Here is a 24,272-nt window from a genome sequence, read left to right on the forward strand (position 1 = left end):
CGACCGGTGCCTCGCGCGGTCGCGCAGCGACCCGCGAGGCCTGCCGTCTCCCGTGCCGTTCGTCCGGCGAAGGGCACGCACGGCCGGGTTCGTTAACCTTCAGGTAAGGCTAACGATGCGATACTGAGCCTCTGTCAGCCTGCCCCTCCGCCCGTTCGGGATCCTACGTTTCCCGGGAGCCGCAGGCCGTCCAAGGGTTCAGTGCCGCTCGGCAACGCGGCGCATTCGGAGATTGGTCATGAGATTTGCAGCCGTGGCGCTCGGCGTCGGCTTCGTCGGAACGCTCCTCGCCAACCTTCCCGCCCGCTCCGACGCGAATGCCGAGAGCCTCGTCTCGATGATGCGCCCCTCCGAAGAGATCACTGGTTCGATCGCCCCGGCGGGCGCACACCCGGCGGCCGCCATCCGACTGATCGACCTGCGCAACGGCGCGAGCTGCAAGATGGCGGGGCCCGCCGACCCCAGCGCCGGTTTCCGCCGCGCGCCGCTCGGCCCCGAATGCGCCGCCTCGCCCGAGCTCGCGCGCGTCGCCTACTGGAAGACCACGGGCGACGGCTCCCTGGTGATGGCGGACGGCGGCGGCGCGACCGTCCTAGAGTTCATTCCCGGCGACGGCGTGCTCTACGAATCGGTCTATCCGTCCAACGCCCTCATCACCATCGTTCCGGCGCGCGGCTGAGCCGCCTCAGGGGCGGAGCTGCGACAAGGACCGGCACTGCCGACCGCTCGCGTCGAAGTTCTCCGGTCGCAGCCAGGCGTCGAACCCGGCCTTCACCCTCGGCCATTCGCCGTCCACGATCGAGAACCACGCGGTGTCGCGGTTGCGCCCCTTGGTCACCATGTGCTGGCGGAAGGTGCCCTCGTAGGTGAAGCCGAGCCGCGCGGCCGCGCGGCGGGACGGCGCGTTCTTGTCGTTGCACTTCCATTCGAGCCGGCGGTATCCGAGCTCGTCGAACACGCGCGAGAACAGGAGGTGGAACGCCTCGGTCGCCGCGCGCGTCCGCTGGAGCGCGGGCCCGAGGCAGATATGGCCGATCTCCGCGACGCCGTTGGCCGGGTCGAGGCGCATCAGCGCGGCCACGCCTTCCGCACGGTTCGAGGCGAGCGGCACGATCGCGTGGAACATCGGATCGGAGCCGAGATAGGTGGCATTGGCGAAACGTCCGAAGTCCTCGGCGTCCGCGAACGGACCGTAGGCGAGATAGTCCCACAGGCGGTCGTTGCCCCCGAAGGCCGCATGGAGCTCGGCGAAGCGCCGCGCGTCGCGCACCGGCTCCACGCGGACATGGTCGCCGGTGATCGCGTTACGCCCCGGCAGCTCGCGCGGCTCCCAGTGCGACAGGTCGTGGCTCGTCATCGCGATCGGTCCTTCAGAAACGCCAGAACGTCCTCGCGCACCCGCCGGTCGCCGAGCGGCAGGGCTGTGGCAAGGGAGCTGACCGTACCGATATGGTCGAGCTCGGGATAGAGAGCCTCGGTGACGGGAACGCCCGCCCGGCGAAGATGCCGCGCCAGCGAGCGTGTGTTCTCGGGGTCGACGGTGGTGTCCTTCAGCCCGTGTGCCAGGAACGCCGGCGGGTCGCCCCTCCCGACGAAGCGCACGGGCTGGCTCGCCTCGCGCAGCGCTGGCGGAAAGATGCGCTTGTAGCGCTCTTCCTTGAGCGGCAGGAAATCGTAGGGACCCGACAGGCCGACGAAGCCCGCGATCGCCCGGTCGGGCGCTTCGGCAGCGGCGAGGTAGCGGGCGTCGAAGGCGAGGAGCGCGGCGATCTGTGCGCCAGCCGAATGGCCCATCAGGAACAGCGGATGGCGCCCCGGCTCGACGCCCGCCCCGCCCCGTCGCGCCAGCCGTTCGATCGCGGAAACCGCCCGCGCGCCGTCCTCGACGAAGGCGGGGAAACGCACGTCCGGGTAGACCCGATAGTCCGGGATCGCCACGATGTAGCCGGCCGAGGCGAGCGACTGGCCGACGAAGGGATAGATCGCCTTGAAGCCGGAATCCCAGCTTCCGCCGTAGAAGAACACGACGATCGGGGTCGAGGCCGTGGCCGTGTCGGGCACGTAGAGATCGAACGTGCCGCGCTCGCCCGGCATGTAGCGCAGGTTGCGCACCGTCTCGAAGCCGGCGCGGCTGGTGACGGAATTGAGGAGCGCGGCGCCCGAACAGGCCGTCACAAGGCCGGCCAGCGACAGGAGGAGGAGCAGACGGGTGATGGAGCGCAAGGGGGATCGCACGAAGGGATTGCGGGACCCCCACGAAGATGGGACGGGCGGGGGCGGCGACCAGACGGCCGCGCCCGCCCCCGAGCGTCAGCGGCGGGCGAGAGCGGCCGCCTCGCGCGCCAGCGCCGTGATCTCCTCGAACCGTCCGGCCGCCACCATCTCCTTGGGCGCGACCCAGGATCCGCCCACGCATACGACGTTGGGCAGCGCCAGGTACTCGGCGACGTTCTTCGGGCTCACCCCTCCGGTCGGGCAGAAGCGGATGCCCTGGAACACGGGAGCCAGCGCCTTCAGGTAGGGGATGCCGCCGAGCTGCTCGGCCGGGAAGAACTTGAGGATCTCGTAGCCTTCCTCGATCATCGCCATCAGCTCGCTCGGCGTGGCCGCGCCGGGCAGGAGCGGCACGTCGGAGGTCTTGGCGGCGTCCAGCACCTCGTGCGTCGTGCCGGGCGACACGATGAAGCGCGCGCCGGCTTCCACCGCCTTGTCGAACTGGCGCGGGGTGAGGATCGTGCCGGCGCCGCACAGCGCCTCGGGCACCTCGGCCGAGATCGCCTTGATCGCCTCCAGCGCGGCAGGGGTGCGCAGCGTCACCTCGATGCCCGGCAGGCCGCCGGCCGCGAGCGCCCGCGCGAGGTTGACGCCGTCGGCCGCGCTGTCCACCGCGACCACGGGCATGACGGGCTGCCCCGTCAGGATTTCCATCAGGGCATGGGTCTTCTGGGTCATCGGCTCTCTGATCCTCGCGGACGGCTGGCTCTCCGGCGAGCTTTAGCCCAAGCGCGGGCCCGCCGGAACCCCGCCGATCCGTTCGATCCGCTACCAGCTCATCGCCATGCCGGAGCGGAATCGATCCCACCAGGACCGCGGCTGGAGATCGCGCTCGGCCGGCGCGTCGAGCACGGCCAGGAACGTCTCGCACCAGTTGTGCGCGGTGTTGGCGAAGACGCGCGCGCGCATCGCCTCGTGCCGACGCTGGCGCTCCTCCAGGGGCATCTCGAGCGCCTGGCGCAGGGCACGCGCAAGATCGTCCGGCGAGTAGGGATTGACGATCAGGGCCTCTGGCAGCTCCGCCCTCGCGCCGGCGAAGCGCGACAGGATCAGCACGCCGGGATCGGCGCGGTCCTGCGCCGCCACGAACTCCTTGGCCACGAGGTTCATGCCGTCGCGAAGCGGCGTGACCATGCAGATCTGGGCCGCTCGGTAGATCCCGGCGAGCGCACGCCGGGTGAAGCCGTTAACCATGATCTGGATCGGGTTCCAGTCGAGCGTGGCGAAGCGGCCGTTGATGTTGCCGGCCAGGCCTTCGAGTTCGACCCGGAGGTCCGCGTAGGCCTCCACCTCACCGCGCGACAGGGGCGCGACCTGAAGGAACTGCGTCTGGCCGCGCAGGTCGGCGTTGTCCTCCAGCAGCAGCTCGTAGCCGCGGAACCGCTCCACGATGCCCTTGGAATAGTCCATCCGATCGACGCCGACGATCTGATGGCGCCCGTGCGAGATGCTCCCCACCATCCGCTCGTGCTCGCGCGCCTCGTCCGAGACGGCGAACTCCGCAAACCCTTCCGCATCGATGCCGATCGGGAAAGCGGAGGCCCGCACGATCCGCCCGTCGGCGGTGCGCAGCCGGTCTCCGTCGATGTCTTCGGCACCGAACTCCTGGGTGCAGAAGGCCACGAAGTTGCGACGATCGTTGTCGGTCTGGAAGCCGATCACGTCGAAGTCGAGCATCGCGCGCACGAGGTCCTGGCTCGCGGGCAGCGCGGTGAGCATGTCGGGCGGGCAGAAGGGAATATGGAGGAAGAACCCGAGGCGCCCGTCGTAGCCCGCCTTGCGCAGCTCCTGGCCCAGGAAAAAGAAGTGGTAGTCGTGGACCCAGACGAGGTCGTCGGCCTCCAGGAGCGGCGTCAACCGTTCGGCGAAGCGGCGGTTGACCGCGCGATACACGCGCTCCGACTCCCGGTCGAAGGCGGCGATGTCGAGCCGGTAGTGCAGGAGCGGCCAGAGCGAGCGGTTGGCGTAGCCGAAGTAGAAGCCCTCGATCTCCTGCTCGCTAAGGTCAATGGTCTTCAGCGCGGTGTGGCCGTGCTCCTCCACGCGGATCTCGCTGCCCGTGCCCTCGGGCGTGATCTGGCCGCTCCAGCCGAACCACAGCCCGCCGCGCCGCCGCAGCGCGTCGGCCAGTCCCACCGCGAGCCCGCCGGCCTTGCCCTCGTCGCTCAGGGGCCCGACCCGGTTGGATACGACCACCAGCCGATGATTGTCGCCTGCCATTCCTTATGAAGCCTCTTTCATGCCGTCCGCCCCCAAGCCTGGCTCCGATCCGAGCCAGCGATGGACCGAATCCACGCAGGAGAGGCGATAGTCCGCCTCGCTGGGTCCGTTCCCCACCTTGATCGACACGCCGTTCAGCGCCTTCACCGCGGCGAAGCCGAACTCGTCGGTCGTATCGTCGCCGAGATAGACGGGCACCCTACCCACGAAGGGCTCGCGGGTCATGAAGGCCGACAGGGCCTTGCCCTTGTCCATGCCGCCGAGATGCACCTCGACGATGTTGTCGCCCTTCATAACCGCGAAGCCCGGCTCGTCGGCCACCGAACGCTGGACGAGCTCCACCGCTGCCCCCTCCAGTTCGGGATGCCCGCGATAGTGGACGACCAGCGAGGTGCCCTTGTCCTCCAGCCGCAGGCGCGGCTCCTCGGTCACCCCGACCGACAGCACGAGGCGGATCGGGTCGAGGCCGGCCGGCCCGGCGAGCGGGACGATGGGGCCGCCGGGCTCCTCGCGGCGCTCCAACCCATGGATCCCGCCGGCGGCGAAGGCCAGCGGCGACAGGAACCGGTCAAGATCGGCGATGCGGCGACCGCTGAGGAGCGCGAAGGCGCCGGCGCACTGACGCTGGAGGACGCCCAGTCGCTGCACCGCCTCCGGCGAGATGCGGACGTCTTCGGGCCGATCCACGAGTTCGACGAGCGTCCCGTCGAAGTCGATGAACAGCGCGTGGCGGGCGGGATCGAGCGGCGGGGGGAGGTTCATGGGCCCCAAGATAGGGGAAACGGCGCGCATGCCTACCCATGAATTGCACACGAATCCGCCTTTGCCCGGCCACAATGCGCCGAACCGCGCCGCCGCAACCGCTCCCCTCCCCCGCTTCGGGAACTCGGCGGACCGTCGCGCGACGCTGCATTGCAGGATACGCAGTGACGCGCCGATCACGGAAACGGCCAAGGCCTGCGAGGCGCGGAAGGCCGGAACGCGAAACGGCCGGCGCGCCGCCGAAGCGCGCCGGCCGCCGAACGTGCGACCGGGTCGGTCAGGCGGCTTCGGTGAGGCGCTCGGCCTGCGCACGCACGGCGGGAACAGGCTTGAGCTCGGAGCGCACCACCGTCCCGGGCGCGGCGTGGTCGCCCGCCACTTCCGCCGCGATCGTGTCGGCGGTGATCGCCGAGAGCGTCCAGCCGAGATGGCCGTGTCCGGTGTTGTAGTAGACGCCCTTCGCCGAGCCGCGCCCGACACGCGGCATCATGTCCGGCATCATCGGGCGCAGACCCGCCCAAGGGACGACCGAGGCGGTGGACACACCGGGGAAGCGGTGACGGCACCAGTCCACCAGCGGCTTGATGCGATCCATGCGGATGTCGCGGTTCTCGCCCGCGAACTCGGCCGTACCGGCGATGCGCAGCCGGTCGGCGCCGAGGCGGCTGGTCACGATCTTGGCCTTGTCGTCGAGCAGCGAGACGTAGGGCGCGCCCTCGCGGCTCGCTTCGTCGGCGAGGTTCACGGTGATCGAGTAGCCCTTCACCGGATAGACGTTGACGCGGTCGCCGAGTTGGGCGGCGAAGCGGCGGCTGGCGACGCCCGCGCAGACCACCACGGCGTCGAAGTCCTCGCGCGCTTCCTCGGCCTCGCTGCCGACGGGGCGCGAGAACACGGCAGCGCCCCCTTCGGCGCGCGTCGACAGGCGCGTCACGTCCGCCTCGTAGCGGATCCGGCCGCCGCGACGGACCACCGCCTCGGCCAGGCCGCGCGTGTACTTGTGGATGTCGCCGGTGAAGTCGGATTCGGTGAAGAACCCCCCGTGGAACGTGCCGGCCAGCGCCGGCTCGATCGCGTGGATCTCATCGTCGGTCACGCTGCGGCGCTCGAGCCCGCCCTTGGCGTAGAGCGCGCTGACGCGGGCGGCGTGCTCGTACTCGGCCTTGGACTCGTAGACATGGAGGATGCCGCGCTTCACGAGGTCGAACTCGAAGCCCTCGCGCTCGGCCATCTCGACCAGATGGCGGCGGGCGGCGATGGCGAGCTTCACGGTGGCGACCGTGTTCTCCTCGTAGGAGCGCGCGGCCAGCACGAACTCGGCCATCCAGGACAGCTTGTGCCACGTCGGCGCGGGGTGGACGAGCAGCGGCGCGTCCTTGCGCAGCATCCACTTCACGCCCTTGATGAAGGTCGAGGGCGAATTCCACACCTCGGCGTTGGAGGCCGAAAGCTGACCGCCGTTGGCGAAGGAGGTCTCCATGGCCGAATAGGCGTTGCGGTCGAAGACCGTCACGTCGAGGCCCTGGGAGAGAAGCTTATAGGCGGTGGTGATGCCGGTGATGCCGGCGCCGATGACGGCCACTGAGGTCACGACAGGTCCTTTCCCCGCACTCATGCGGGTTGCCTTCGTGCCCCTCCGTCACTGGCCTGAGAGTTTCACGGCGGGGGAAGCATTCCCTCGTCCGCTTTCTCCTTCGGCGGACGGCCAAACGAGCCGTCACTCTCCGGATATGATTCACGCCGCGCGGTCCGTTTGCCTGAGAGTTTCCGGGGCGGTTGCTCCTTCGGCGCCGGTCTCGAGGACCGATCTCTCCCGCAGCGGGCGATGACTCCGACATATGGCATGGCGCGCAAAGGGGCAAGGTCAAAGAATTCGCAACCCTGCCCGATCGCCGCGTCCCGGTCAGCCGTCGACGCGCCGTCCCGTCTCGGCGGAGAAGAGGTGGAGCGCCGCCGGATCGAAGCCGATGCGCACCCGTTCCCCGAGGTCCTTGCGCACGTGGCCGGGGGTGCGGAGCGCGATGTCGGCGCCGCCGGACGGCAGGGCCCCGTAGAGATAGGTCTCGGCGCCCACCCGCTCGATGGCGTTCAGCGTCACCTCCGTCGCGGGGCGCCCGTCCCCGGGCCCCTCCAGGATCGAGACGTGCTCGGGGCGGATGCCGAGAACGTGCGAGGCGCCGGGTGCGGCAACGAGCGCGCGATCCATGCCGTCGATCGCCATGGCGTCGGCCAGCGGCACGAGGTTCATGGCGGGCGAGCCGATGAAGCCGGCCACGAACAGCGAGGCCGGCCGCTCGTAGACCTCGATCGGCGTGCCGACCTGCTCGACCCGCCCCCCGTTCAGCACCACCAGCCGGTCAGCCAGGGTCATGGCCTCCAGCTGGTCGTGGGTGACGTAGAGGCTGGTCGTGCTCAGCCGCTTCTGCAGGCGGCGGATCTCGGCGCGCATGGACACGCGCAGCTTCGCGTCGAGATTGGACAAGGGCTCGTCGAACAGGAAGGCCGCCGGCTCGCGCACGATGGCACGGCCCATGGCCACGCGCTGGCGCTGTCCGCCCGAGAGCTGGCCCGGCTTGCGGTCGAGATAGGTCTCGATCTCGAGTGCCCGCGCCGCCTCGCCGATCCGCCGCTCGATCTCCTGCGCCGGCATCTTCCGGTTCTTGAGACCGTAGGCAAGGTTCTGCCGCACGCTCATGTGCGGGTACAGGGCGTAGTTCTGGAACACCATGGCGATGTCGCGGTCGGCCGGCTCCAGGTCGTTGACGCGCCGGTCGCCGATCCGCACCTCGCCGCCGGTGATCGGCTCCAGCCCCGCCACCATGCGCAGCAGCGTGGACTTGCCGCAGCCGGACGGGCCGACCAGCACGACGAACTCGCCGTCCGCGATGTCGAGCGAGATGCCCTTCACCGCTTCCTGCCCGTTGGGATAGGTCTTGCGGACGTCGCTGAGTGTGATCGAGGCCATTACTTTTCCGATTCCACGAGGCCCTTGACGAACCATCGCTGCATCAGGACCACCACGAGGACGGGCGGCAGAATGGCGAGGATCGCCGTCACCATCACGAGGTTCCAGGGCGTGTCGGCGTCGGCGAAGGAGATCATCTTCCTCAGGCCGATGACGATCGTGTTCATGGAGTTGTCGTTGGTGACGAGGAGCGGCCAGAGATACTGCGTCCAGCCGTAGATGAAGAGGATGACGAAGAGCGCGGCGATGTTGGTCCGCGACAGGGGTAGGAGGATGTCCCGGAAGAAGCGCATCGGCCCCGCCGCGTCGACGCGCGCGGCCTCCACCAGTTCGCCCGGGATGGTCAGGAAGAACTGGCGGAACAGGAGCGTCGCCGTGGCCGAGGCGATCAGCGGCAGGATCAGCCCGGCATAGGTATCGATCAGGCCGAGATCGACCATGACCTTGTAGGTGGGCAGGATGCGCACCTCGACGGGCAGCATCAGCGTCAGGAAGATCATCCAGAAGAAGGCCATCCGGAACGGAAAGCGGAAGAACACGATCGCGAAGGCCGACAGGAGCGAGATCACGATCTTGCCGACGGCGATGCCGAGCGCCATCACGAACGTGTTGAACAGCAGCGTCCAGACGTCGACGCCGCCGATGCGCCCGACGCCGCCGAACAACGCCTGGCCGTAGTTCTCGGCGAACCGGTCCCCCGGCAGGAGCGGCAGCGGCGGACGCAGGATCTCGGGGATCGACAACGTCGAGGCGACGAACGTGTAGTAGATCGGAAAGGCGACGATCAGGACGCCGAGGATCAGCACGACATGGGCGGTCGCGGTGGCGAAGGGGCGGTTCTCGATCATCGCCTCACCCGTAGTGCACGCGCCGCTCGACGAAGCGGAACTGGAACGCGGTGAGCGCGACCACGATGGCCATCAGGATCACCGACTGCGCGGCCGAACCGCCGAGGTTTAGGTTCACGAACCCGTCCGTATAGACCTTGTAGACCAGCGTCTCGGTGGCCTTGGCGGGGCCGCCGCCCGTCACCGAATCGATGATGCCGAACGTGTCGAAGAAGGCGTAGACGGTGTTGACCACCAGCAGGAAGAACGTGGTGGGGGCGATCAGCGGGAAGACGATGGTCCAGAACCGCTTCGGCCCCCTCGCCCCGTCGATCGCCGCCGCCTCGATCAGCGAGCGCGGGATGGACTGGAGCGCCGCCACGAAGAACAGGAAGTTGTAGGAGATCTGCTTCCAGGCCGCCGCGACCACCACGAGCAGCATCGCCTGATCGCCCTTCAGGAGCGGATCCCAGCCGTAGCCGGCCGAGCGCAGCATGTAGGCGAAGGTGCCCATGGTCGGGTTGAACATGAAGAGCCAGAGCATGCCGGCGATGGCGGGCGCCACCGCGTAGGGCCAGATCAGCAGCGTCCGGTAGAAGGCCCGGCCGCGCAGCACCTTCTCGGCCGAGGTGGCCAGGAGCAGCGCCAGCCCCATGGCCAGCACGGCGGTGCAGAGGCTGAAGACGACCGTGGTCCGCAGCGCGTGGAGATAGCCGGGGTCGCCGAGCACCTGGGCGAAGTTGGCAAGGCCCACGAACTCGGTCTTCAGCCCGAAGGCGTCCTCGCGCAGCACCGACTGGTAGAGCGCCTGCGCGCCCGGCCAGTAGAAGAACACCAGGGTGACCAGGACCTGCGGCGCGAGCAGCAGGTAGGGCAGGAACTTGTTGGGAAAGATGACGCGGGTCTGCAAGCGGACGCCCTGGCTGGATGAGTGCGCGCCCCGCCGGATGCCGGCGGGGCGCCTGGAACGGGTGGGTTACTGGCCGTTGGCCTGGGCGATCGCCGCGTTGCCGCGCTCCACGATCTTGGCCATGGCGGTCTTGGCGTCCTGGCTGCCGTTCAGCATGGCCTCGAACTCCTCGTTCATAATGTCGCGCACCTGCGGCAGGTTGGGCAGGCGCACGCCCTTGGAGTTCTCGGTCGGTGCCTTGCCCATCATCTGCTGGATCGGGATCTCGCGCGCCGGGTTCTTCTCGTAGAAGCCGGAGGCCTTGGTCGCCTCGTAGGCGGCGAGCGTCACCGGCAGGTAGCCCGAGACCTGATGCAGGCGCGACTGGATGTCGGTCTGCGACAGGAAGTCGAAGAAGGCGGCGACGCCCTTGTACTCCGCGTCCGACTTGCCGGCGAAGACCCAGAGGCTGGCGCCGCCGGGGATCGTGTTCTGCGGAGCGCCGTTGCCCTTCGGGTCGTAGGGAAGCTGGCCGGTGCCGTAGTTGATGCCCGACTTCACGACGTCGCCGAGGCCACCCGACGATTCGGTCAGCATGGCGCATTCGCCGGACAGGAGAAGCTGCTTGGCCTCCGAGGTGCGGCCGCCGTAGCGGAACGTGCCGTCCTTGGCGAGGTCGGCGAGCGCCTGGAAATGCTCCACGAAGATCGGCGCGTCGACCTCCAGCTTGACGTCCAGCGAGGCGAGCCCGTTCTCGTTGGTGCCGTAGGGCACGTTGTTCCAGGCGGCGAAGTTCTCGGTCTGGATCCAGGTCAGCCAGGTCGAAGTGAAGCCGCAGGGAGCGGCGCCGGACGCCTTGATCTTCCGGGCGGCGTCGAACACCTCCGGCCAGGTCTTGGGCGGGTTGTCGGCATCGAGCCCCGCCTTCTGGAAGCTGTCCTTGTTGTAGTAGAGGATCGGCGAGGAGGAATTGTACGGGAAGCTCAGCATCGTCCCGTCCGGCTTGGAATAATAGGACACGATGCCCGGCAGGTACTTCGACTTGTCGAAGCTCTGGCCGCCCGCCTCGAGCACCTCGGCCACCGGCTTGATCGCGCCCTCGGCACCCATCATCACGCCCGTGCCGGCGTCAAAGATCTGGATGATCGCCGGGGCCTGGCGGGCGCGGAAGGCGGCGATGCCGGCGTTCAGCGTCTCGGGATAGGTGCCCTTGAAGACCGGGACGATCCTGTAGTCGGACTGCTTCTCGTTGAACTCCTTGGCGAGCTGCTCGACCACGTCGTTGTTGGCGCCGCTCATCGCGTGCCACCACTGGATCTCGGTCTGCGCCATGGCGGCGGTCGAGACGAAAAGGGCGGCCGCAAGGGTCGCGGCGGCGGCGGTTTTGGTCATCGCAAAGGTCTCCCAGCGCCGGGCCTTCATGGCCACGGTCCGTCCCCGCCCTCCTAGCGGCGCGAACCAACAGTCGCGTGTCGAACCTACGACGGTTCCATGACGTCGCAAAGCCTTATCAGGGCTTTGCTTTTCGCCTTCCACACGCACGAAGTGCGCTTATTCCCCTCGGGGAAACCGCTGCGAATCCTCCAGGACGTTGAGATCCATGTGGTTGCGCATGTAGCGTTCGGACGCACGCTGCAGCGGCTGGAAGTCCCACGGATAGTAGGCGCCGTTGCGCAGCGCCTCGTAGGTCACGAGCCGCCGCGCCTGGCTGGCGCGCACGTCGCGGTCGAAGGCGCGAAGATCCCAGAGCGCCTCGGCCTCCCGGTCGAACCCGGCGAGGGTCTCGGCGTGGGCGGGATCGCCGGCGAGGTCGACGAGTTCGGCCGGGTCCGTCTCGAGGTCGAAGAGCTGGTCGGGATCGGCGGCGCAGCGGGTGAACTTCCAGCGGCCGCGCCGGATCGCGACCATGGGCGCGACGGACCCCTCGGCGGCGTATTCCATCGGCACCGCCGACGCCCGCTCGCCCCGGCGCGCGGTGTCCAGGAGCGAGACGCCGTCGAGCCACTCCGCCCCGTCCGACAGGTCGACGCCGGCCAGTTCGGCGAGCGTCGGCAGGACGTCGAGCGTCGACACGGGCGCCATGTAGGGGCCGGGCGGCAGGCCGGGCGCGCAGACCATGAGCGGCACGCGCGCCGAGCCCTCGAAGAAGTTCATCTTGAACCACAGGCCGCGCTCGCCGAGCATGTCGCCGTGGTCGGACACGAACAGGATGATCGTGTCCTCCAGCATCCGCGTCCGCTCCAGGATGCCGATCAGCTCGCCGACCTTCTCGTCGATGTAGCTGATGTTGGCGTAGTAGGCCTGCCGCGAGCGGGCGACCATCTCGTCGGTGATCCGGTAGGCGTGGTCCTCGCACGCGATCATCAGCCGCTGCGAGTGCGGATCCTGGTCCGCGAAGTCGATGCGCGGCACGGCCGGCAGCAGCGCGGGCGCGTTGCGGTAGAGGTCGAAGAAGCGACGACGCGCGACGTAGGGGTCGTGCGGATGGGTGAACGAGACGGTGAGGCAGAAGGGGCGGTCGTCGTGCCGGCGCGACAGGTCGTGCAGCTTGGCGCCCGCATGGTGGGCGACCTCGTCGTCGTATTCGAGCTGGTTGGTGATCTCGGCGACCCCCGCGCCCGTGACCGAGCCGAGATTGTGATACCACCAGTCGATCCGCTCGCCCGGCCTGCGGTAATCCGGCGTCCAGCCGAAATCCGCCGGATACACGTCCGTCGTCAGCCGCTCCTCGAAGCCGTGGAGCTGATCCGGCCCCACGAAGTGCATCTTGCCCGACAGGCACGTGCGATAGCCGGCGCGGCGCAGGTAGTGCGCGAAGGTCGGAACGTCCGAGGCGAACTCGGCGGCGTTGTCGTAAACGCGCGTCTTGGACGGGAGCTGGCCGCTCATGAACGAGGCGCGGGCCGGCGCGCAGAGCGGGCTTGCGGTGTAGGCGTTGACGAAGCGCGCCGAGCGGGCCGCCAGAGCCTTGAGGTTGGGCGCGTGGAGGAAGCGCGCCGGCCCGTCGGGAAACAGGGTGCCGTTGAGCTGGTCCACCATGACGACGAGGAAGTTGGGCCGGCTCTGAAGCATGGAACGCTCGCGAAGGGGATGCGGGGGCTGCCGCGGCAATGACCGCGGCGACCCCCGTGCGTCAAGCGGGGCTGGCGACGATCAGCCCTCGACGCTGGCCTTCACGGCGGGCAGGCCCGGCTCGCCTTCGAGCGTCTCGACGCCTGCGAGCCAAGTGTCGAGGACGCCCGGATTGGCCTTCAGCCAATCGCGCGCGGCCGCCTTGGCGTCGGTGCCGTCCGCCAGCGCGGCCATGATCTGGTTCTCCATCTCGACGGAGAACTCCATCTGGCCGAACAGCTTCGCGGCATTGGGGCATTCGGCGCCGTAGCCCTTGCGCGCCAGCGTGAAGACCTCGGCGCCACCGTAGTTCGGCCCGAAGAACTCGTCGGCACCCGACAGGTAGGTGATGCCCATGTTGTTCATCGGATGGGGCGCCCAGCCGAGGAAGACGATCCAGTCCTTGGACCGTTCGGCGCGCTGCACCTGCGACAGCATTCCCTGCTCGCTCGAATCCACCAGCCTCCAGCCGCTCAGCGCGTAGCCCGGCGCCTCGATCATGGACTGGATGTTCTGGTTGGCCGGCGCGCCGGGCTCGATGCCGTAGATCTCCTTCTTGAACTTGTCGGCGTTGACCGCGAGATCCTTGACGTCCTTGACGCCCGCCTCGGCCACGTAGTTCGGCACCGCGAGGGTGAATTTCGCGCCGGTCAGGTTCCGTGTCAGTTCCTCGGCGCTGCCATCGACGTCGAGCTGCTGGCGGAACTTCGTCTGGGCCGGCATCCAGTTGCCGAGGAAGACATCGATCTGCCGGTTGGCGAGCGCCTGGTAGCCGACCGGCACGGCCAGCGTGTCCACGGACTGATCGTAGCCGAGCCCCTCCAGCACGACGCCCGCCAGGGCGTTGGTGGAGGTGATGTCGCTCCAGCCCGGATCCGACATGCGCACCGTCTTGCAGGACGCGGGATCGGCCGCGAGCACCGCGCCGGCGGCGACCATGCCGATGGCCAGGGTCAGCGAAAAAGTTGAAACGGTTCGAAGCATGCCGTCCTCCCATGGGGCGCCCTCGGGCACGCCGCGCGACGCGCGACGCCCGCCCATGTGCGGGCAAGACACCCCCGCTGGCAAGGCACCAAACCGTTGCCCGGCCCCGGTCTCCGGCGTCGGGCGGGCGCGGCTGCGGGCTACTCGGCCGGCGACGTCGCCTCCGGCGGTGCGTCGTCGGCCGAGCGCGGGAGCCAGGGGCGCAGCCGCCGCGCCAGGCCGTCGAGATAGGTCAGCGCCACCGGCACGAAGATCAGCGTCAGCACCGTGGACGACAGGAGGCCGCCGATCACCGCATGGGCCATCGGCGCACGCTGCTCGCCGCCCTCGCCCAGGCCCAGCGCCAGCGGCAGCATGCCGAAGATCATCGCCAGCGTGGTCATCACGATCGGGCGCAGGCGCACCTGGCCGGCCTCGGCGAGGCTGTCGCGCAGCGAGGCGCCACGCGCCCGCGCCTGGTTGGAATAGTCCACCAGCAGGATCGCGTTCTTGGTCACCAGTCCCATCAGCATGATGAAGCCGATGATCGAGAAGATGTTCAGCGTCGACCCGGTCGCCAGGAGCCCGAGCAGCACGCCGATCAGCGAGAGCGGCAGCGAGGTCATGATCGCCAGCGGCTGAAGGAAGGAGCCGAACTGCGAGGCGAGGATCAGGTAGATGAAGATCACCGCGAGCCCCAGCGCCTGGACCGCGTAGCCGAAGCTCTCGGCCATGTCCTGCGCCTCTCCGCCGAAGGAGATGCGATAGCCGGGCGGCAGCTCGATGGTCGCGATGGCACGCTGGAGGTCGGACACGACCTCGCCCAGCGCCCGCCCCTCGACATTGGCCGAGATGCGCACCTCGCGCTGGAGGTCGCGCCGGTTGACGGAGGACGGGGCGACGCTGTCCACCACGTCCGCCACCTGGTCGAGCGAGACGAGAACGGGGCGGCCGTCGGCGTCCTGGCGGCCGGAGGCGACGCGCAGCTCGCGAAGCTGCGCGGCGCGTTCGCGCCCGGCCTCCGGCAGGCGCACCAGGACGTCGTAGGTCTCGCCGTCGGGCGCGTTCCAGACCGAGATGGCGTCGCCCGCGACCAGGGGACGGAGCGTGTCGCCGATCGCCTGGAGCGAGACGCCGAGGTCGCTCGCGGCCTCCTGGCGGATGCGCACGGCGAGCGTCGGCTGCTCGTCGTCGATGGTCGATTCGACCTCCACCGCGCCCGGAATGGCCCGAAGCCGCGCGATGACCTGATCCGACAGCCGCTTCAGCTCCGCCTCGCCGTCGCCCAGCACCGAGACCTGGAGCGGCTTGGCGTCGGCCCCGCCGCCGCCCCCGCCCATGGCCGGCTGGTTCACCGAGACCTTGAGGCCGGCGATGCGCGACAGACGCTCGCGCAACGGTTCGGCGAGGGCCATGGTGGCGCGCGAGCGCTCGGAGATCGGCACCAGCGTCACGGCGATGTTGGCCGAGTTGAAGCCGCGCGAGGCGGCCGCGTTCACCGTGGAATAGTAGGTGGCGACCTCGGGGATCGCGGCGATCACGCGCTCGGCCTGGGCCACCTTGCGCGCCGTGTAGTCGAGCGACGAGCCTTCCGGCGTCTCGATCGACACGGTGAACTCGCCGAGGTCGCCGACGGGCACGAACTCGGCGCCGATCCGCGGCACCAGCGCCAGGCTGACGCCGAAGGTGACGAGGATGGCGCCCAGCGTCACCACGCGGTGGCGGAAGGTCCAGCGGATCAGGCCCGCGTAGTGCGCCGCCATGCGCTCGAAGCCGCGATCGAAACGGGCGACGAGGCGGCCGAGGGGCCCGCGCCGGGCATCGCGCCGCGAGGCCGGGTCGTACCATACGCTCGATAGCATCGGGTCGAGCGTGAACGAGACGAAGAGCGAGATCAGCACGGCCACCGCCACGGTCACGCCGAACTGGAGGAAGAAGCGCCCGATGATGCCGCCCATGAAGGCGACGGGCAGGAACACGGCGACGATCGACAGCGTCGTGGCCAGCACCGCTAGGCCGATCTCCTCCGTGCCGTCGATCGCCGCCTGCCGATGCGACTTGCCCATGTGGAGATGACGCGTGATGTTCTCGCGCACCACGATCGCGTCGTCGATCAGGATGCCGATGGCGAGCGACAGCGCCAGGAGCGTCATCGTGTTGAGGGTGAAGCCGAGGGCGTGGATCACCGCGAAGGTGCCGATCACCGAGATCGGCAGCGTCAGCCCGGTGATCACGGTGGAGCGCCACGAGTTGAGGAACAGGAACACGATCGCCACGGTGAGCAGCGCGCCCTCCACCAGCGTTCGCTGCACGTCGGCGACCTGCGCGGCGATGGCGCGCGAATTGTCCCGCGACACGGCGAGATCGACCCCCTGGGCACCGAGTTCGAGGCGCAGCCGCTCGATCTCGGCGCGCAGGGCGCGGGCCACCTCCACCGTGTTGGCGCCCTGCACCTTCACGACGTCGACGCCGAGCGCCGGCACGCCGCCGTAGCTGGCGCGGCTCGTGAGTTCGGCGCCGCCCTCGCGCACGGTGGCCACGTCCGCCAGCCGGATCGGTGCGCCGCCGTCGGACGCGACGATGATGCGCTCGAAGCCCGCGACGTCCGCGATCCGCCCCTCCACGGTGACGTTGCGCCCGGTGATGCCGGCGGTGAGCGTGCCGGCGGCGATGTCCTGGTTCTCGCGGCGGATCGCGTCCATGACGCCGGCCGGCGCCACGCCGAAGGCCTGCATCCGCTCGGGGTCTAGCAGAACCTGGATCTGCCGCTCCGCGCCGCCCACGATCGCGGTCTGGCCGACGCCGGGCACGACGTTGAGCCGCCGGGTGACGACCTGGTCGGCGATCGCGGTGAGTTCGGGCAGCGTCTGCGTGGCGGACGAGACGGCCAGCGACAGGATCGGCTGGTCGTCCGGGTTGAAGCGGGTGATCTGCGGCGTGTCGATACCGTCGACGAAGCTCGCCTCCAGCCGCGAGACGCGGTCGCGCACCTCCTGCGCGGCGGTGCGCGAATCCGTTTCCAGCGTGAACTGGACGATCACCAGCGAGCGGCCCTCGAAGCTCTGCGAGGTCACGCGATCGACGCCGCCGATCGTGTTCACCGCCTGCTCCACCGGCCGGGTGATCTCCGACTCCACCGCCTCGGGCGAGGCGCCGGAATAGGTGGTGGCGACCACCACGACCGGCATTTCGACGTCCGGAAACTGATCGAGCCCGAGCCGTCCGTAGGAGAACAGGCCGATCACCACGATCGCCGCCATCATCATCGTGGCGAAGACCGGGTGGGCGACGCTGACGCGGGTGAGGATCATGTGGGGTTCGGGCCCTCGCGCGAGTTCCCGTCGGCGCTCTGGATCGTGACCTCGGTCTCGGCCTTCAGGTCGGGCAGCGGCGCCACCACCACGGTGTCGCCCGCCGAAACACCCGAGCGCACCACCACCAGCCCCTCGCGCGGCAACAGGGCCCCGGTTTCAACGTCCCGGCGCGCCAGCCGTCCATCCCGCGCCGCAAGCACGAAGGCGCCCGCGTCGTCGCGCCGGATCGCCGCGGGCGGCAGGGCGACCACCTTCTCCATCGCCTCCACGGCGATCTCGCCCACGGCGAACATGCCGCCGCGAATGGCTCCATCGGGGTTGGGCAGGGTCACGTAGACAGCGATGGCCCGCGAGCCCGCCTCGGCCTCCGGCGCGATGCGCGACACCCGCCCTTCGAAGACGCGCGTGCCCGCGCCGTCGAACCGGAGCCGCGCCGCCTGACCCACCGCGATGTCGCCGATGCGGCTGGTCGGCACGCTGGCCGCAACCTCGACGGTGGACAGGTCCACGAGTTGCAGAAGTTCGGTGTTGACGCCCACGGTCTGCCCCGGCTCCACGGCACGCGCGGCGACCACGCCGTCGAAGGGCGCGGTGACCACGGCATCCTCCAGCGTCTTGCGCGCGTCGGCGACCTCGGCCTCCAGCGCGCGCGCCTGGGCCTGGAGGTTCAGGAGCTGCGAACGCGCGCTCAGGAGGTCGGCGTCGGAGGTGATGCCGCGATTGCCGAGCTGCTGGCGGCGCTCCAGCGTCCATTCGGCCAGCTGAATCTCGGAGCGTCGTGCCTCCAGCGTCGCCTCGCGCGCCGCCAGGGCCGAGCGCAGGAGCGTCTCGTCGAAGCGGGCCAGCACCGCGCCGGCCTGGACCGGCTCCCCCACCTCGACGGCCACCTCGGAAAGCCGACCCGACACCTCCGCCGTCACCACGGCGCGGCGCACGGGCCGGGCGGGACCGGACACGGAAACGGTGCGGGCGAAGTCGCGCTCGGCCACGGTCTCGACCTCGAAGGACGCGAGCTCCACCGGCCCGGCCTCGCGCGCGGCGGGCGCCATCGCGGCGGCGTCCGAAGGCTCGCTTCCCCGATCCAGCGCGAGATAGGCGCCGGCGCCGAGGCCGAGCACCAGGAGGCCCGCCAGGGCTCTGCGAAGCCTTGCGGCCATGTGTTCCGATCCGATGCCGATTCGTGTTGCCCGCCACAAAGAACCCGAAAGGGTGGCGTCAGCGTGACATCGTGCGGCCGCGCGTCGGCGTCAACCGCGCTCGCCGCGCGCTCAGGCGGCGGCGAAGATCGCGGCGCGGTCGGCCTCGGTCAGGCGGCGGACCTCGCCGGGCGCGAGGTCGGACGGCATGCGCAGGTCGCCCACCGCCTCGCGATGCAGCGCCTCGACATGGTTTCCGGCCGCGGCGAACATGCGGCGCACCTGATGGTAGCGCCCCTCGTGCACGCGAAGAAGCGCCTCGCGGGGCTCCACCACCTCGAGCTCCGCCGGGGCGAGCGGCTTGTCCTCGCCCTCCAGCATCAGCGTGCCGGAGGCGAACAGGGCGCCCTCCCCGCCCGTCAGCGGCCGGGCCAGCCGGGCGCGATAGAGCTTGGGCACGTGCCGGTTCGGCGAGATGATGCGATGGAGCAGCGCGCCGTCGTCGGTCATCAGGAGAAGGCCCGACGTCTCCTTGTCCAACCGCCCCACCGTCGAGATGGCCGGGTCGCGCCGTCGCCAACGTGCGGGCAGGAGTTCGTAGACGAGCGGCCCAGCCTCCTTGTGCGAGCAGGTGACGCCCAGCGGCTTGTTGACCATCAGCGCGAAGCCCGGCAGCGGGTCGAGCGGCTCGCCGTCCACCACGAGGCGCGCTTCGAGATCGGGCGTCAGCGCGATGCGCTCGTCGGCTCGCGGAAGGGGTGCGCCGTCCAGCCGGATGCGCCCGTTGCGCGCCAGAAGCTGGATCTCGCGGCGCGAGGCGTAGCCGAGATTGGCGAGGAGCTTGTCGAGACGCGAGGTGGGAACCTTGCTCACTTGCGCGCCTCGATGACCTTGAAGCCGGCCTCGTCGGCTACGACGGCGACGTTGCGGAAGGCGGCGCGCAGCCCCTCCTCGTAGGGCATGTGGCGGTTGGCCACGAGGACCAGCGTGCCCGACCGGCGCAGCATCCGCGCGGCCGCCGCGACGAAGGCCTGCCCCAATCCGCGATCCTCGACACCCTCGGCGTGGAAAGGCGGATTGGACACGACGAAATCGAGATCGGCCAGCCCGGACGAGCGCACGTCGACCCACAGGAAACGAGCGCGCGGATCGTCCACGTTGAGCCGCGACGCCGCCACCGCCCGCCGGTCGATCTCCACCAGCGTCAGCGCCTCCACTACCGGCGCTGCGAGGACATGCCGCGCGAGGATGCCGAGCCCCGCGCCAAGATCGGCGCCGCGCCCCGACAGCGGCGGCAGATGGCGCAGGAGGAGCGCGGTGCCGGGATCGACGCGGTTCCAGGAGAAGACGCCCGGTTGCGAGTGCAGACCCGTTTCCTCGACAAGCGCGGGCGCCCCCGCCGCGATCGCCTCCCCGATGCCCGACAGCGTCTCGGGCCTCGCCAGCGTGCAGATGCGCTGGCGCGCCTTGGAGCGCTCGACCACCGCGCAGCCGAAGCCCTCCAGCTCCTCCCGCAGGCGCTGCCCGCCCCGGTCCTTGGGCGCGAGGACGGAGAGCGTGCCGCCGGGCGCCAGGACCCGCAACGCGTGGGCCAGCACGTGGCGACGCTCGATCGAGGCCGCCGGGGCGGCCAGGGCGAAGGATTCCAGCGACGCGTCGGGCAGGCTCTCCAGCGCCAGCGCGCCGGGCCGCAGCGGCGACACCTGGACGGCATCGTCGGCCACCGCGACGAGATCGGGGGACGGCGCGCCGTAGACGGCGCTTCGGACGGAGGGGGACGTATCGCTCACGCCGACCCCTTAGCAGCTTTGCGGGCGGCGCCGAAAGCGTCGATCGCGCATGGCTTCCGCTCGCCACTGCCATCGCGACAGCGTCCGCTGCCATCCCACGCAGGGACGCGACGCGATCGGCTCCCTGCGCTTCCGCTTCCCGACAGCCGACGCACGGCAGGCGCGCCACGCGGTCGCAACGCCGGCTCCGGCCGCTGACGAAGCGGCGCCCCGCCCCATAACCTCACGCACGAGGTGCGCAAGCGCGCGCGTCGATCGTGGCCGGCCCGTGCGGGGCCCGGGGGAGCCGTGCGATGACCATCCAGCCGCAACGCATCCGCATCCTCAAGGACAGGGAGCCGAGGACGGGCGGCGCCTACGTCCTCTACTGGATGCAGGCGGCCAAGCGCGTGCACGGCAACCACGCGCTGGAATACGCCATCGACCGGGCCAACGAACTGGACCTGCCGCTGGCCTGCGTGTTCGGCATGATCGATGCCTTTCCCGACGGCAACGCGCGCCACTACCATTTCATGGTGGAGGGCCTGGCGGAGGTGGAGGCCGACCTCGCCAAGCGTCACGTCACCTTCCACGGCGCGCTCGGCAGCCCGGACGAGGTGGCGCTCGCGCTGTCGAAGAAGGCGGCGCTCGTCGTATGCGACCGGGGGTACCTGCGCATCGAAAAGGCCTGGCGCCGGCAACTGACCGAGGCCATCGAATGTCCGCTGCACCAGGTGGAGACGGAGGTGGTCGTCCCCGTCGAGACCGCCTCGCCCAAGCACGAATACGCCGCACGCACGCTGCGCCCCAAGATCCACCGGCTGTGGGACGAGTTCCTCCAGCCGCTGTCGCATCGGCGGGTGCGCCGCCACGAGCGCGCCGACGTGCCGGCGAGCCGCCTGGACCTGTCCGATCCCGCCAAGCTCGTCGCCTCCATGAAGGTGGATCCGGAGATCGGCGCCGTCCGGCGCTTTCGCGGCGGCCAGAGCCAGGCGCGCAAGCGGCTGAAGGCCTTTCTCGGCCGCTCCTTCGCGACCTACGGCGCGGACCGCAACAAGCCGGAGGCCGCCGCCGCCTCGCACATGAGCCCCTATCTGCATTTCGGGCAGATCGGTTCTCTGGAGATCGCGCTCGCCGTGCGCGAGGCGAAGACCGGCGGCGACGAGGACAAGGCATCCTATCTGGAGGAGCTGATCGTGCGGCGCGAGCTGGCGATCAACCACGTCTTCTACGAGGAACGCTACGACGACTACGCCTGCGTGCCGGACTGGTGCCGGAAGACGCTCGGCGAGCATGCGGGCGACAAGCGCGAGCACGTCTATTCCGAGAAGCAGCTCGCGGCCGGCGAGACGCACGACCCCTACTGGAACGCCGCGATGCGGGAGATGCGCGAGACCGGCTTCATGCACAACCAGCTCCGCATGTACTGGGGCAAGAAGATCGTGGAATGGTCGAAATCGCCCGAGGCCGCCTTCCGCACCGCGCTCCGCCTTAACAACCGCTACTTCCTCGACGGGCGCGACGCCAACTCCTTCACCAACGTCGCCTGGCTCTTCGGCCTGCACGACCGCCCCTGGGGATCGCGCCCGGTGTTCGGCAGCATCCGCTATCTCGGCCCGGCCACGTTGAAGAAGTTCGACGCCGACGCCTATGTCGCGACGGTGGAGAAGCTGGCGAAGGCCGAGGCCCGGGACTGACGCGTCACCACTCGATCGGCCGGCCGTCGTAGGCGACGAAGCAGCCGCTGCGCTCGGCCGGCAAGCCGTCCAGCACGACGAGAAGCCTGCGCGCCGCGTCTGCTGGGTCCAGACGGTCGCGGGTGCCGGCGAACGGTTCGGAAAGCGGCGTCGCGACGGTGCCGGGATGCAACGCCGCCAGCACGGCCTCCGGCCGGCGTCGCGCGACCTCCACCGCGGCGGTGCGCAGGATCTGGTTCAGCGCCGCCTTGGCCGCCCGGTACGAGATCCACCCGCCCAGGCGGTTGTCGCCGATCGAGCCGACCCGCGCGCTGAGGGTCGCGAAGAGCGAGCGCCTGCCGCGCGGCAGCAGCGGCACGAAGTGCTTCAGGATCAGAGCGGGGCCGATGGCGTTGACGGCGAACTGGCGCGCCATGCCGGCCGGATCGATCTCGCGCAGCGCCTTTTCGGGGCCGTAGCCGTCGATCCGGAGGGCGCCCGTCGCGTCGAGCAGGACGTCGAACTCCCCTTCGGCAAAGCGTGCGGCCGCCGCCGCGACAGAAGCCTCGTCCTCGAGCTCGAACCCGTCCCGGCGCGACAGGCCGGCGACGCCGGCGCAGCGCGCGTCCGCTTCCAACGCCGCGGCAAGGGCGCCGCCGATGCCCCCGCCGGCACCGAACACCAGAGCGCGATAGCCGCTTCGCAGCGATGGCAACATGGGCGTCCTTCCGTGTTCGCGCGTCGCGGCGCGCGGGCGGAACCACGCCCCCGTCGCTCCGGTTCCCACTCCCCACCGAGCGAGGACCCGATGGCGAAGATGCGACGCAAGGCGGACCTGCCGGAAAAGCCCTGCCGGCACTGCGGCCGGCCGATGGTCTGGCGCAAGGCCTGGGCGCGCACGTGGGACGAGGTGCTCTATTGCTCCGACCGCTGCCGGACGGAGGCGAAGCACCTGCGCGCGGGGAGCGTCAGAGGAACGACGTCGAGTCCTTGAACAGAACCGCCGCGCAGAACGCGGCATTGGCGACCAGGAGGCAGAACACGGCGAAGGAGCCGAGATCCTTCGCATGCTTGGCGAAGGCGGAAAATTCCGGCGAAACGCGATCGACGATCAGCTCGATCGCCGTGTTGACCGCCTCGATCGCGCCCAGGATCGCCAGGAGCACGAGCTGGATCAGGAAAGCCGCCGCCGAGGCGCCTTGGATCGCTAGCACGAGGATCAGCACCGCGCCGAACAGGATCTCGTGCCGAAACGCCGGCTCGCGCAGGAGCCGCCGGCCGCCGTTGATCGAATAGCCGGCGGCGGCGAACAGGTGTTCCACACCGCGAAGCTTGGGCGGGCGCAGGCCAGTGGAGGAAGAGCGTTCGGTCATCGGGCGAGCGTCCAGGGGCGAAGCGCGCCGGACGCGGCGGCACCGTCGTTGTCGTGGAACCGCTCGATAGGGCAGCGGCATGGCGGCAGCAAGGCGCCGCATGCCCGAACCCTGCGGCAGGCTTGCCGCTCCGCCCGCGCCCTCAGGACAGAAGCCGGCGCAGGGTCTCGCGGTTGGTGCGGACGGCTCCGGCCGGGTCGGCGGCGGCATCGTCCGATTCCTCCTCCAGCACCACCCAGCCGGTGAAGCGCGGCGCGGCGCGCACCACCTCCACCGCCGCTCCGACGTCGCAGGCGCCGTGGCCGAGCATGGCCCAGGTGCCGTCGACGTCGACGTCCTTGAGGTGGAGATGGCGGATGCGCGGCGCATGGGCCCGCAGCGTGTCGAGCATGTCCATCCGCCCGCGCAGGATATGGCCCGTGTCGGGCACCCAGCCGACCGTCTCGGCGTCCAGCAGCGCGAACAGCGCATCGTAGTCCGCCCGGCTGAACAGCAGCGTGTCGTGGTGGGAACTCGGATGCACCGCGACCCCGACGCCCATCGTGCTGCCGAGCGCGGCGGCGCGGTTGTAGACCTCCGCCGCCACGCGGAACTTGGCCTCCCTCGGCCCGTCCGACATCACGGTGGCCGAGCCCATCGACAGGACCGCCTTCGGGAAGCGGGCCAGGAAGTCGATCCAGCGCCGCGCCGTCTCGACATCCGCCTCCACCTCCCCGGCCTCCGTGAACCCGCTTCGCGAGGCCACGGCGAGCGAGACCAGCGTCAGGCCGCGCGCCTCGAGCGCCCGCGCGAAGGCGTCGGGGGCGCCGCTGTAGGCGCCGATCATCGCGTCGGTGATCTCGATGCCTTCGTAGCCGCCGGCCGCGATCGCGTCGAGGAGGTCGTCCGCGCCGCCGGCGAAGCCGTCGCCCAGCATTTCCCACGTATAGGTCTGACAGCCGATCCTGAGATCCGTCATGGTCGCCTCGCTCTCCTGCCGCGAACGGGCCGCAG

Annotated in this window: 22 protein-coding genes and 1 riboswitch; of the genes, 3 read left to right on the forward strand and 19 right to left on the reverse strand. The window is 70.0% G+C overall.

Annotated features, from left to right (window positions below):
* Positions 1-238 precede the first annotated feature (238 nt).
* Positions 239-679, forward strand: a complete 441-nt coding sequence (locus D3218_RS06530; protein WP_136625061.1) for a hypothetical protein — start codon at positions 239-241, stop codon at positions 677-679.
* Positions 680-685: 6 nt separating this feature from the next.
* Here D3218_RS06530 and D3218_RS06535 read toward each other — a convergent pair whose 3' ends face one another.
* From D3218_RS06535 to D3218_RS06610, 16 genes are all read right to left on the reverse strand, one after another.
* The gene (locus D3218_RS06535) at positions 686-1,357 is read right to left on the reverse strand and encodes a GNAT family N-acetyltransferase (protein ID WP_119539109.1); all 672 of its coding nucleotides are present in this window, start codon (positions 1,355-1,357) and stop codon (positions 686-688) included.
* Positions 1,354-2,223, reverse strand: a complete 870-nt coding sequence (locus D3218_RS06540) for an alpha/beta hydrolase (RefSeq protein ID WP_245414945.1) — start codon at positions 2,221-2,223, stop codon at positions 1,354-1,356. The genes D3218_RS06535 and D3218_RS06540 overlap by 4 nt, the downstream gene beginning before the upstream one ends.
* An 87-nt stretch (positions 2,224-2,310) precedes the next feature.
* Complete coding sequence (locus tag D3218_RS06545) at positions 2,311-2,952, reverse strand: 2-dehydro-3-deoxy-phosphogluconate aldolase (protein ID WP_119539110.1); 642 nt, start codon at positions 2,950-2,952, stop codon at positions 2,311-2,313.
* Positions 2,953-3,042: 90 nt separating this feature from the next.
* Positions 3,043-4,494 (reverse strand): alpha,alpha-trehalose-phosphate synthase (UDP-forming), encoded by a 1,452-nt coding sequence (locus D3218_RS06550; RefSeq protein ID WP_119539111.1) that lies wholly within the window; start codon positions 4,492-4,494, stop codon positions 3,043-3,045.
* A 3-nt stretch (positions 4,495-4,497) separates the two neighbouring features.
* The gene (gene otsB / locus D3218_RS06555; RefSeq protein ID WP_245414946.1) at positions 4,498-5,256 is read right to left on the reverse strand and encodes a trehalose-phosphatase; all 759 of its coding nucleotides are present in this window, start codon (positions 5,254-5,256) and stop codon (positions 4,498-4,500) included.
* Positions 5,257-5,533: 277 nt separating this feature from the next.
* Positions 5,534-6,847: a D-amino acid dehydrogenase gene (locus D3218_RS06560; RefSeq protein WP_119539112.1), complete on the reverse strand. Its 1,314-nt coding sequence runs from the start codon at positions 6,845-6,847 to the stop codon at positions 5,534-5,536.
* Positions 6,848-6,991: 144 nt separating this feature from the next.
* Positions 6,992-7,082: riboswitch (glycine riboswitch) on the reverse strand.
* Between the two features lie 77 nt (positions 7,083-7,159).
* Positions 7,160-8,221: a sn-glycerol-3-phosphate import ATP-binding protein UgpC gene (locus D3218_RS06565; RefSeq protein ID WP_119539113.1), complete on the reverse strand. Its 1,062-nt coding sequence runs from the start codon at positions 8,219-8,221 to the stop codon at positions 7,160-7,162.
* Positions 8,221-9,069, reverse strand: a complete 849-nt coding sequence (gene ugpE / locus D3218_RS06570) for a sn-glycerol-3-phosphate ABC transporter permease UgpE (RefSeq protein WP_119539114.1) — start codon at positions 9,067-9,069, stop codon at positions 8,221-8,223. The genes D3218_RS06565 and ugpE overlap by 1 nt, the downstream gene beginning before the upstream one ends.
* Before the next feature lie 4 nt (positions 9,070-9,073).
* Positions 9,074-9,958 (reverse strand): sn-glycerol-3-phosphate ABC transporter permease UgpA, encoded by an 885-nt coding sequence (ugpA, locus tag D3218_RS06575; RefSeq protein ID WP_119539115.1) that lies wholly within the window; start codon positions 9,956-9,958, stop codon positions 9,074-9,076.
* A gap of 66 nt (positions 9,959-10,024) precedes the next feature.
* A complete protein-coding gene (gene ugpB / locus D3218_RS06580; RefSeq protein WP_119539321.1) occupies positions 10,025-11,329 on the reverse strand; it encodes a sn-glycerol-3-phosphate ABC transporter substrate-binding protein UgpB in 1,305 nt (434 codons plus the stop codon).
* 159 nt (positions 11,330-11,488) lie between these two features.
* On the reverse strand, positions 11,489-13,009 hold the full coding sequence (betC, locus tag D3218_RS06585) for a choline-sulfatase (RefSeq protein ID WP_119539116.1): 1,521 nt from the start codon (positions 13,007-13,009) through the stop codon (positions 11,489-11,491).
* A gap of 81 nt (positions 13,010-13,090) precedes the next feature.
* Positions 13,091-14,032, reverse strand: coding sequence for a choline ABC transporter substrate-binding protein (choX, locus tag D3218_RS06590; RefSeq protein WP_119539117.1), 942 nt, complete (start codon positions 14,030-14,032; stop codon positions 13,091-13,093).
* A 140-nt stretch (positions 14,033-14,172) separates the two neighbouring features.
* Positions 14,173-17,322 carry an efflux RND transporter permease subunit gene (locus tag D3218_RS06595; RefSeq protein ID WP_119539118.1) on the reverse strand — a complete coding sequence of 1,050 codons (3,150 nt, stop codon included), beginning with the start codon at positions 17,320-17,322 and terminating at the stop codon, positions 14,173-14,175.
* Entirely contained in the window at positions 17,319-18,482 is a 1,164-nt protein-coding gene (locus tag D3218_RS06600) for an efflux RND transporter periplasmic adaptor subunit (RefSeq protein ID WP_119539119.1), read from the reverse strand. Before D3218_RS06600 ends, D3218_RS06595 begins: the two co-directional genes overlap by 4 nt.
* Before the next feature lie 111 nt (positions 18,483-18,593).
* Entirely contained in the window at positions 18,594-19,334 is a 741-nt protein-coding gene (locus tag D3218_RS06605; protein ID WP_119539120.1) for a pseudouridine synthase, read from the reverse strand.
* Positions 19,331-20,251 carry a class I SAM-dependent methyltransferase gene (locus D3218_RS06610; protein ID WP_119539121.1) on the reverse strand — a complete coding sequence of 307 codons (921 nt, stop codon included), beginning with the start codon at positions 20,249-20,251 and terminating at the stop codon, positions 19,331-19,333. The genes D3218_RS06605 and D3218_RS06610 overlap by 4 nt, the downstream gene beginning before the upstream one ends.
* Before the next feature lie 293 nt (positions 20,252-20,544).
* On the opposite strand from D3218_RS06610, the gene D3218_RS06615 reads away from it, so the two are divergent.
* Positions 20,545-21,927 (forward strand): deoxyribodipyrimidine photo-lyase, encoded by a 1,383-nt coding sequence (locus tag D3218_RS06615; RefSeq protein ID WP_119539122.1) that lies wholly within the window; start codon positions 20,545-20,547, stop codon positions 21,925-21,927.
* Positions 21,928-21,931: 4 nt separating this feature from the next.
* On the opposite strand, the gene D3218_RS06620 is transcribed toward D3218_RS06615, so the two are convergent.
* Positions 21,932-22,624 (reverse strand): SDR family NAD(P)-dependent oxidoreductase, encoded by a 693-nt coding sequence (locus D3218_RS06620; protein ID WP_119539123.1) that lies wholly within the window; start codon positions 22,622-22,624, stop codon positions 21,932-21,934.
* 99 nt (positions 22,625-22,723) lie between these two features.
* Between D3218_RS06620 and D3218_RS06625 the strand changes: the two genes are divergently transcribed.
* A complete protein-coding gene (locus D3218_RS06625) occupies positions 22,724-22,900 on the forward strand; it encodes a DUF2256 domain-containing protein (protein ID WP_119539322.1) in 177 nt (58 codons plus the stop codon).
* Here D3218_RS06625 and D3218_RS06630 read toward each other — a convergent pair.
* Both D3218_RS06630 and D3218_RS06635 read right to left on the reverse strand, forming a co-directional pair.
* A complete protein-coding gene (locus tag D3218_RS06630; RefSeq protein WP_210209648.1) occupies positions 22,875-23,279 on the reverse strand; it encodes a diacylglycerol kinase in 405 nt (134 codons plus the stop codon). The two genes, D3218_RS06625 and D3218_RS06630, sit on opposite strands and share 26 nt — an antisense overlap.
* A gap of 142 nt (positions 23,280-23,421) precedes the next feature.
* On the reverse strand, positions 23,422-24,237 hold the full coding sequence (locus tag D3218_RS06635) for a sugar phosphate isomerase/epimerase family protein (RefSeq protein ID WP_119539124.1): 816 nt from the start codon (positions 24,235-24,237) through the stop codon (positions 23,422-23,424).
* Between the last annotated feature and the right edge of the window lie 35 nt (positions 24,238-24,272).

Origin of the sequence: Aureimonas flava (assembly GCF_003583935.1) — a bacterium.
In the GTDB taxonomy this organism is placed as follows: Bacteria; Pseudomonadota; Alphaproteobacteria; order Rhizobiales; family Rhizobiaceae; genus Aureimonas; species Aureimonas flava.

Bases quoted from the DNA above. Each gene is read 5' to 3' on its own strand.
- D3218_RS06630 (WP_210209648.1), bottom strand. From the start codon at position 23,279: ATGACCGAACGCTCTTCCTCCACTGGCCTGCGCCCGCCCAAGCTTCGC.
- D3218_RS06615 (WP_119539122.1), top strand. From the start codon at position 20,545: ATGACCATCCAGCCGCAACGCATCCGCATCCTCAAGGACAGGGAGCCG.
- D3218_RS06535 (WP_119539109.1), bottom strand. From the start codon at position 1,357: ATGACGAGCCACGACCTGTCGCACTGGGAGCCGCGCGAGCTGCCGGGG.
- ugpE (WP_119539114.1), bottom strand. From the start codon at position 9,069: ATGATCGAGAACCGCCCCTTCGCCACCGCGACCGCCCATGTCGTGCTG.
- ugpB (WP_119539321.1), bottom strand. From the start codon at position 11,329: ATGACCAAAACCGCCGCCGCCGCGACCCTTGCGGCCGCCCTTTTCGTC.
- otsB (WP_245414946.1), bottom strand. From the start codon at position 5,256: ATGAACCTCCCCCCGCCGCTCGATCCCGCCCGCCACGCGCTGTTCATC.
- D3218_RS06565 (WP_119539113.1), bottom strand. From the start codon at position 8,221: ATGGCCTCGATCACACTCAGCGACGTCCGCAAGACCTATCCCAACGGG.
- choX (WP_119539117.1), bottom strand. From the start codon at position 14,032: ATGCTTCGAACCGTTTCAACTTTTTCGCTGACCCTGGCCATCGGCATG.
- betC (WP_119539116.1), bottom strand. From the start codon at position 13,009: ATGCTTCAGAGCCGGCCCAACTTCCTCGTCGTCATGGTGGACCAGCTC.
- D3218_RS06625 (WP_119539322.1), top strand. From the start codon at position 22,724: ATGCGACGCAAGGCGGACCTGCCGGAAAAGCCCTGCCGGCACTGCGGC.
- D3218_RS06600 (WP_119539119.1), bottom strand. From the start codon at position 18,482: ATGGCCGCAAGGCTTCGCAGAGCCCTGGCGGGCCTCCTGGTGCTCGGC.
- D3218_RS06550 (WP_119539111.1), bottom strand. From the start codon at position 4,494: ATGGCAGGCGACAATCATCGGCTGGTGGTCGTATCCAACCGGGTCGGG.
- D3218_RS06620 (WP_119539123.1), bottom strand. From the start codon at position 22,624: ATGTTGCCATCGCTGCGAAGCGGCTATCGCGCTCTGGTGTTCGGTGCC.
- D3218_RS06635 (WP_119539124.1), bottom strand. From the start codon at position 24,237: ATGACGGATCTCAGGATCGGCTGTCAGACCTATACGTGGGAAATGCTG.
- D3218_RS06595 (WP_119539118.1), bottom strand. From the start codon at position 17,322: ATGATCCTCACCCGCGTCAGCGTCGCCCACCCGGTCTTCGCCACGATG.
- D3218_RS06545 (WP_119539110.1), bottom strand. From the start codon at position 2,952: ATGACCCAGAAGACCCATGCCCTGATGGAAATCCTGACGGGGCAGCCC.
- D3218_RS06530 (WP_136625061.1), top strand. From the start codon at position 239: ATGAGATTTGCAGCCGTGGCGCTCGGCGTCGGCTTCGTCGGAACGCTC.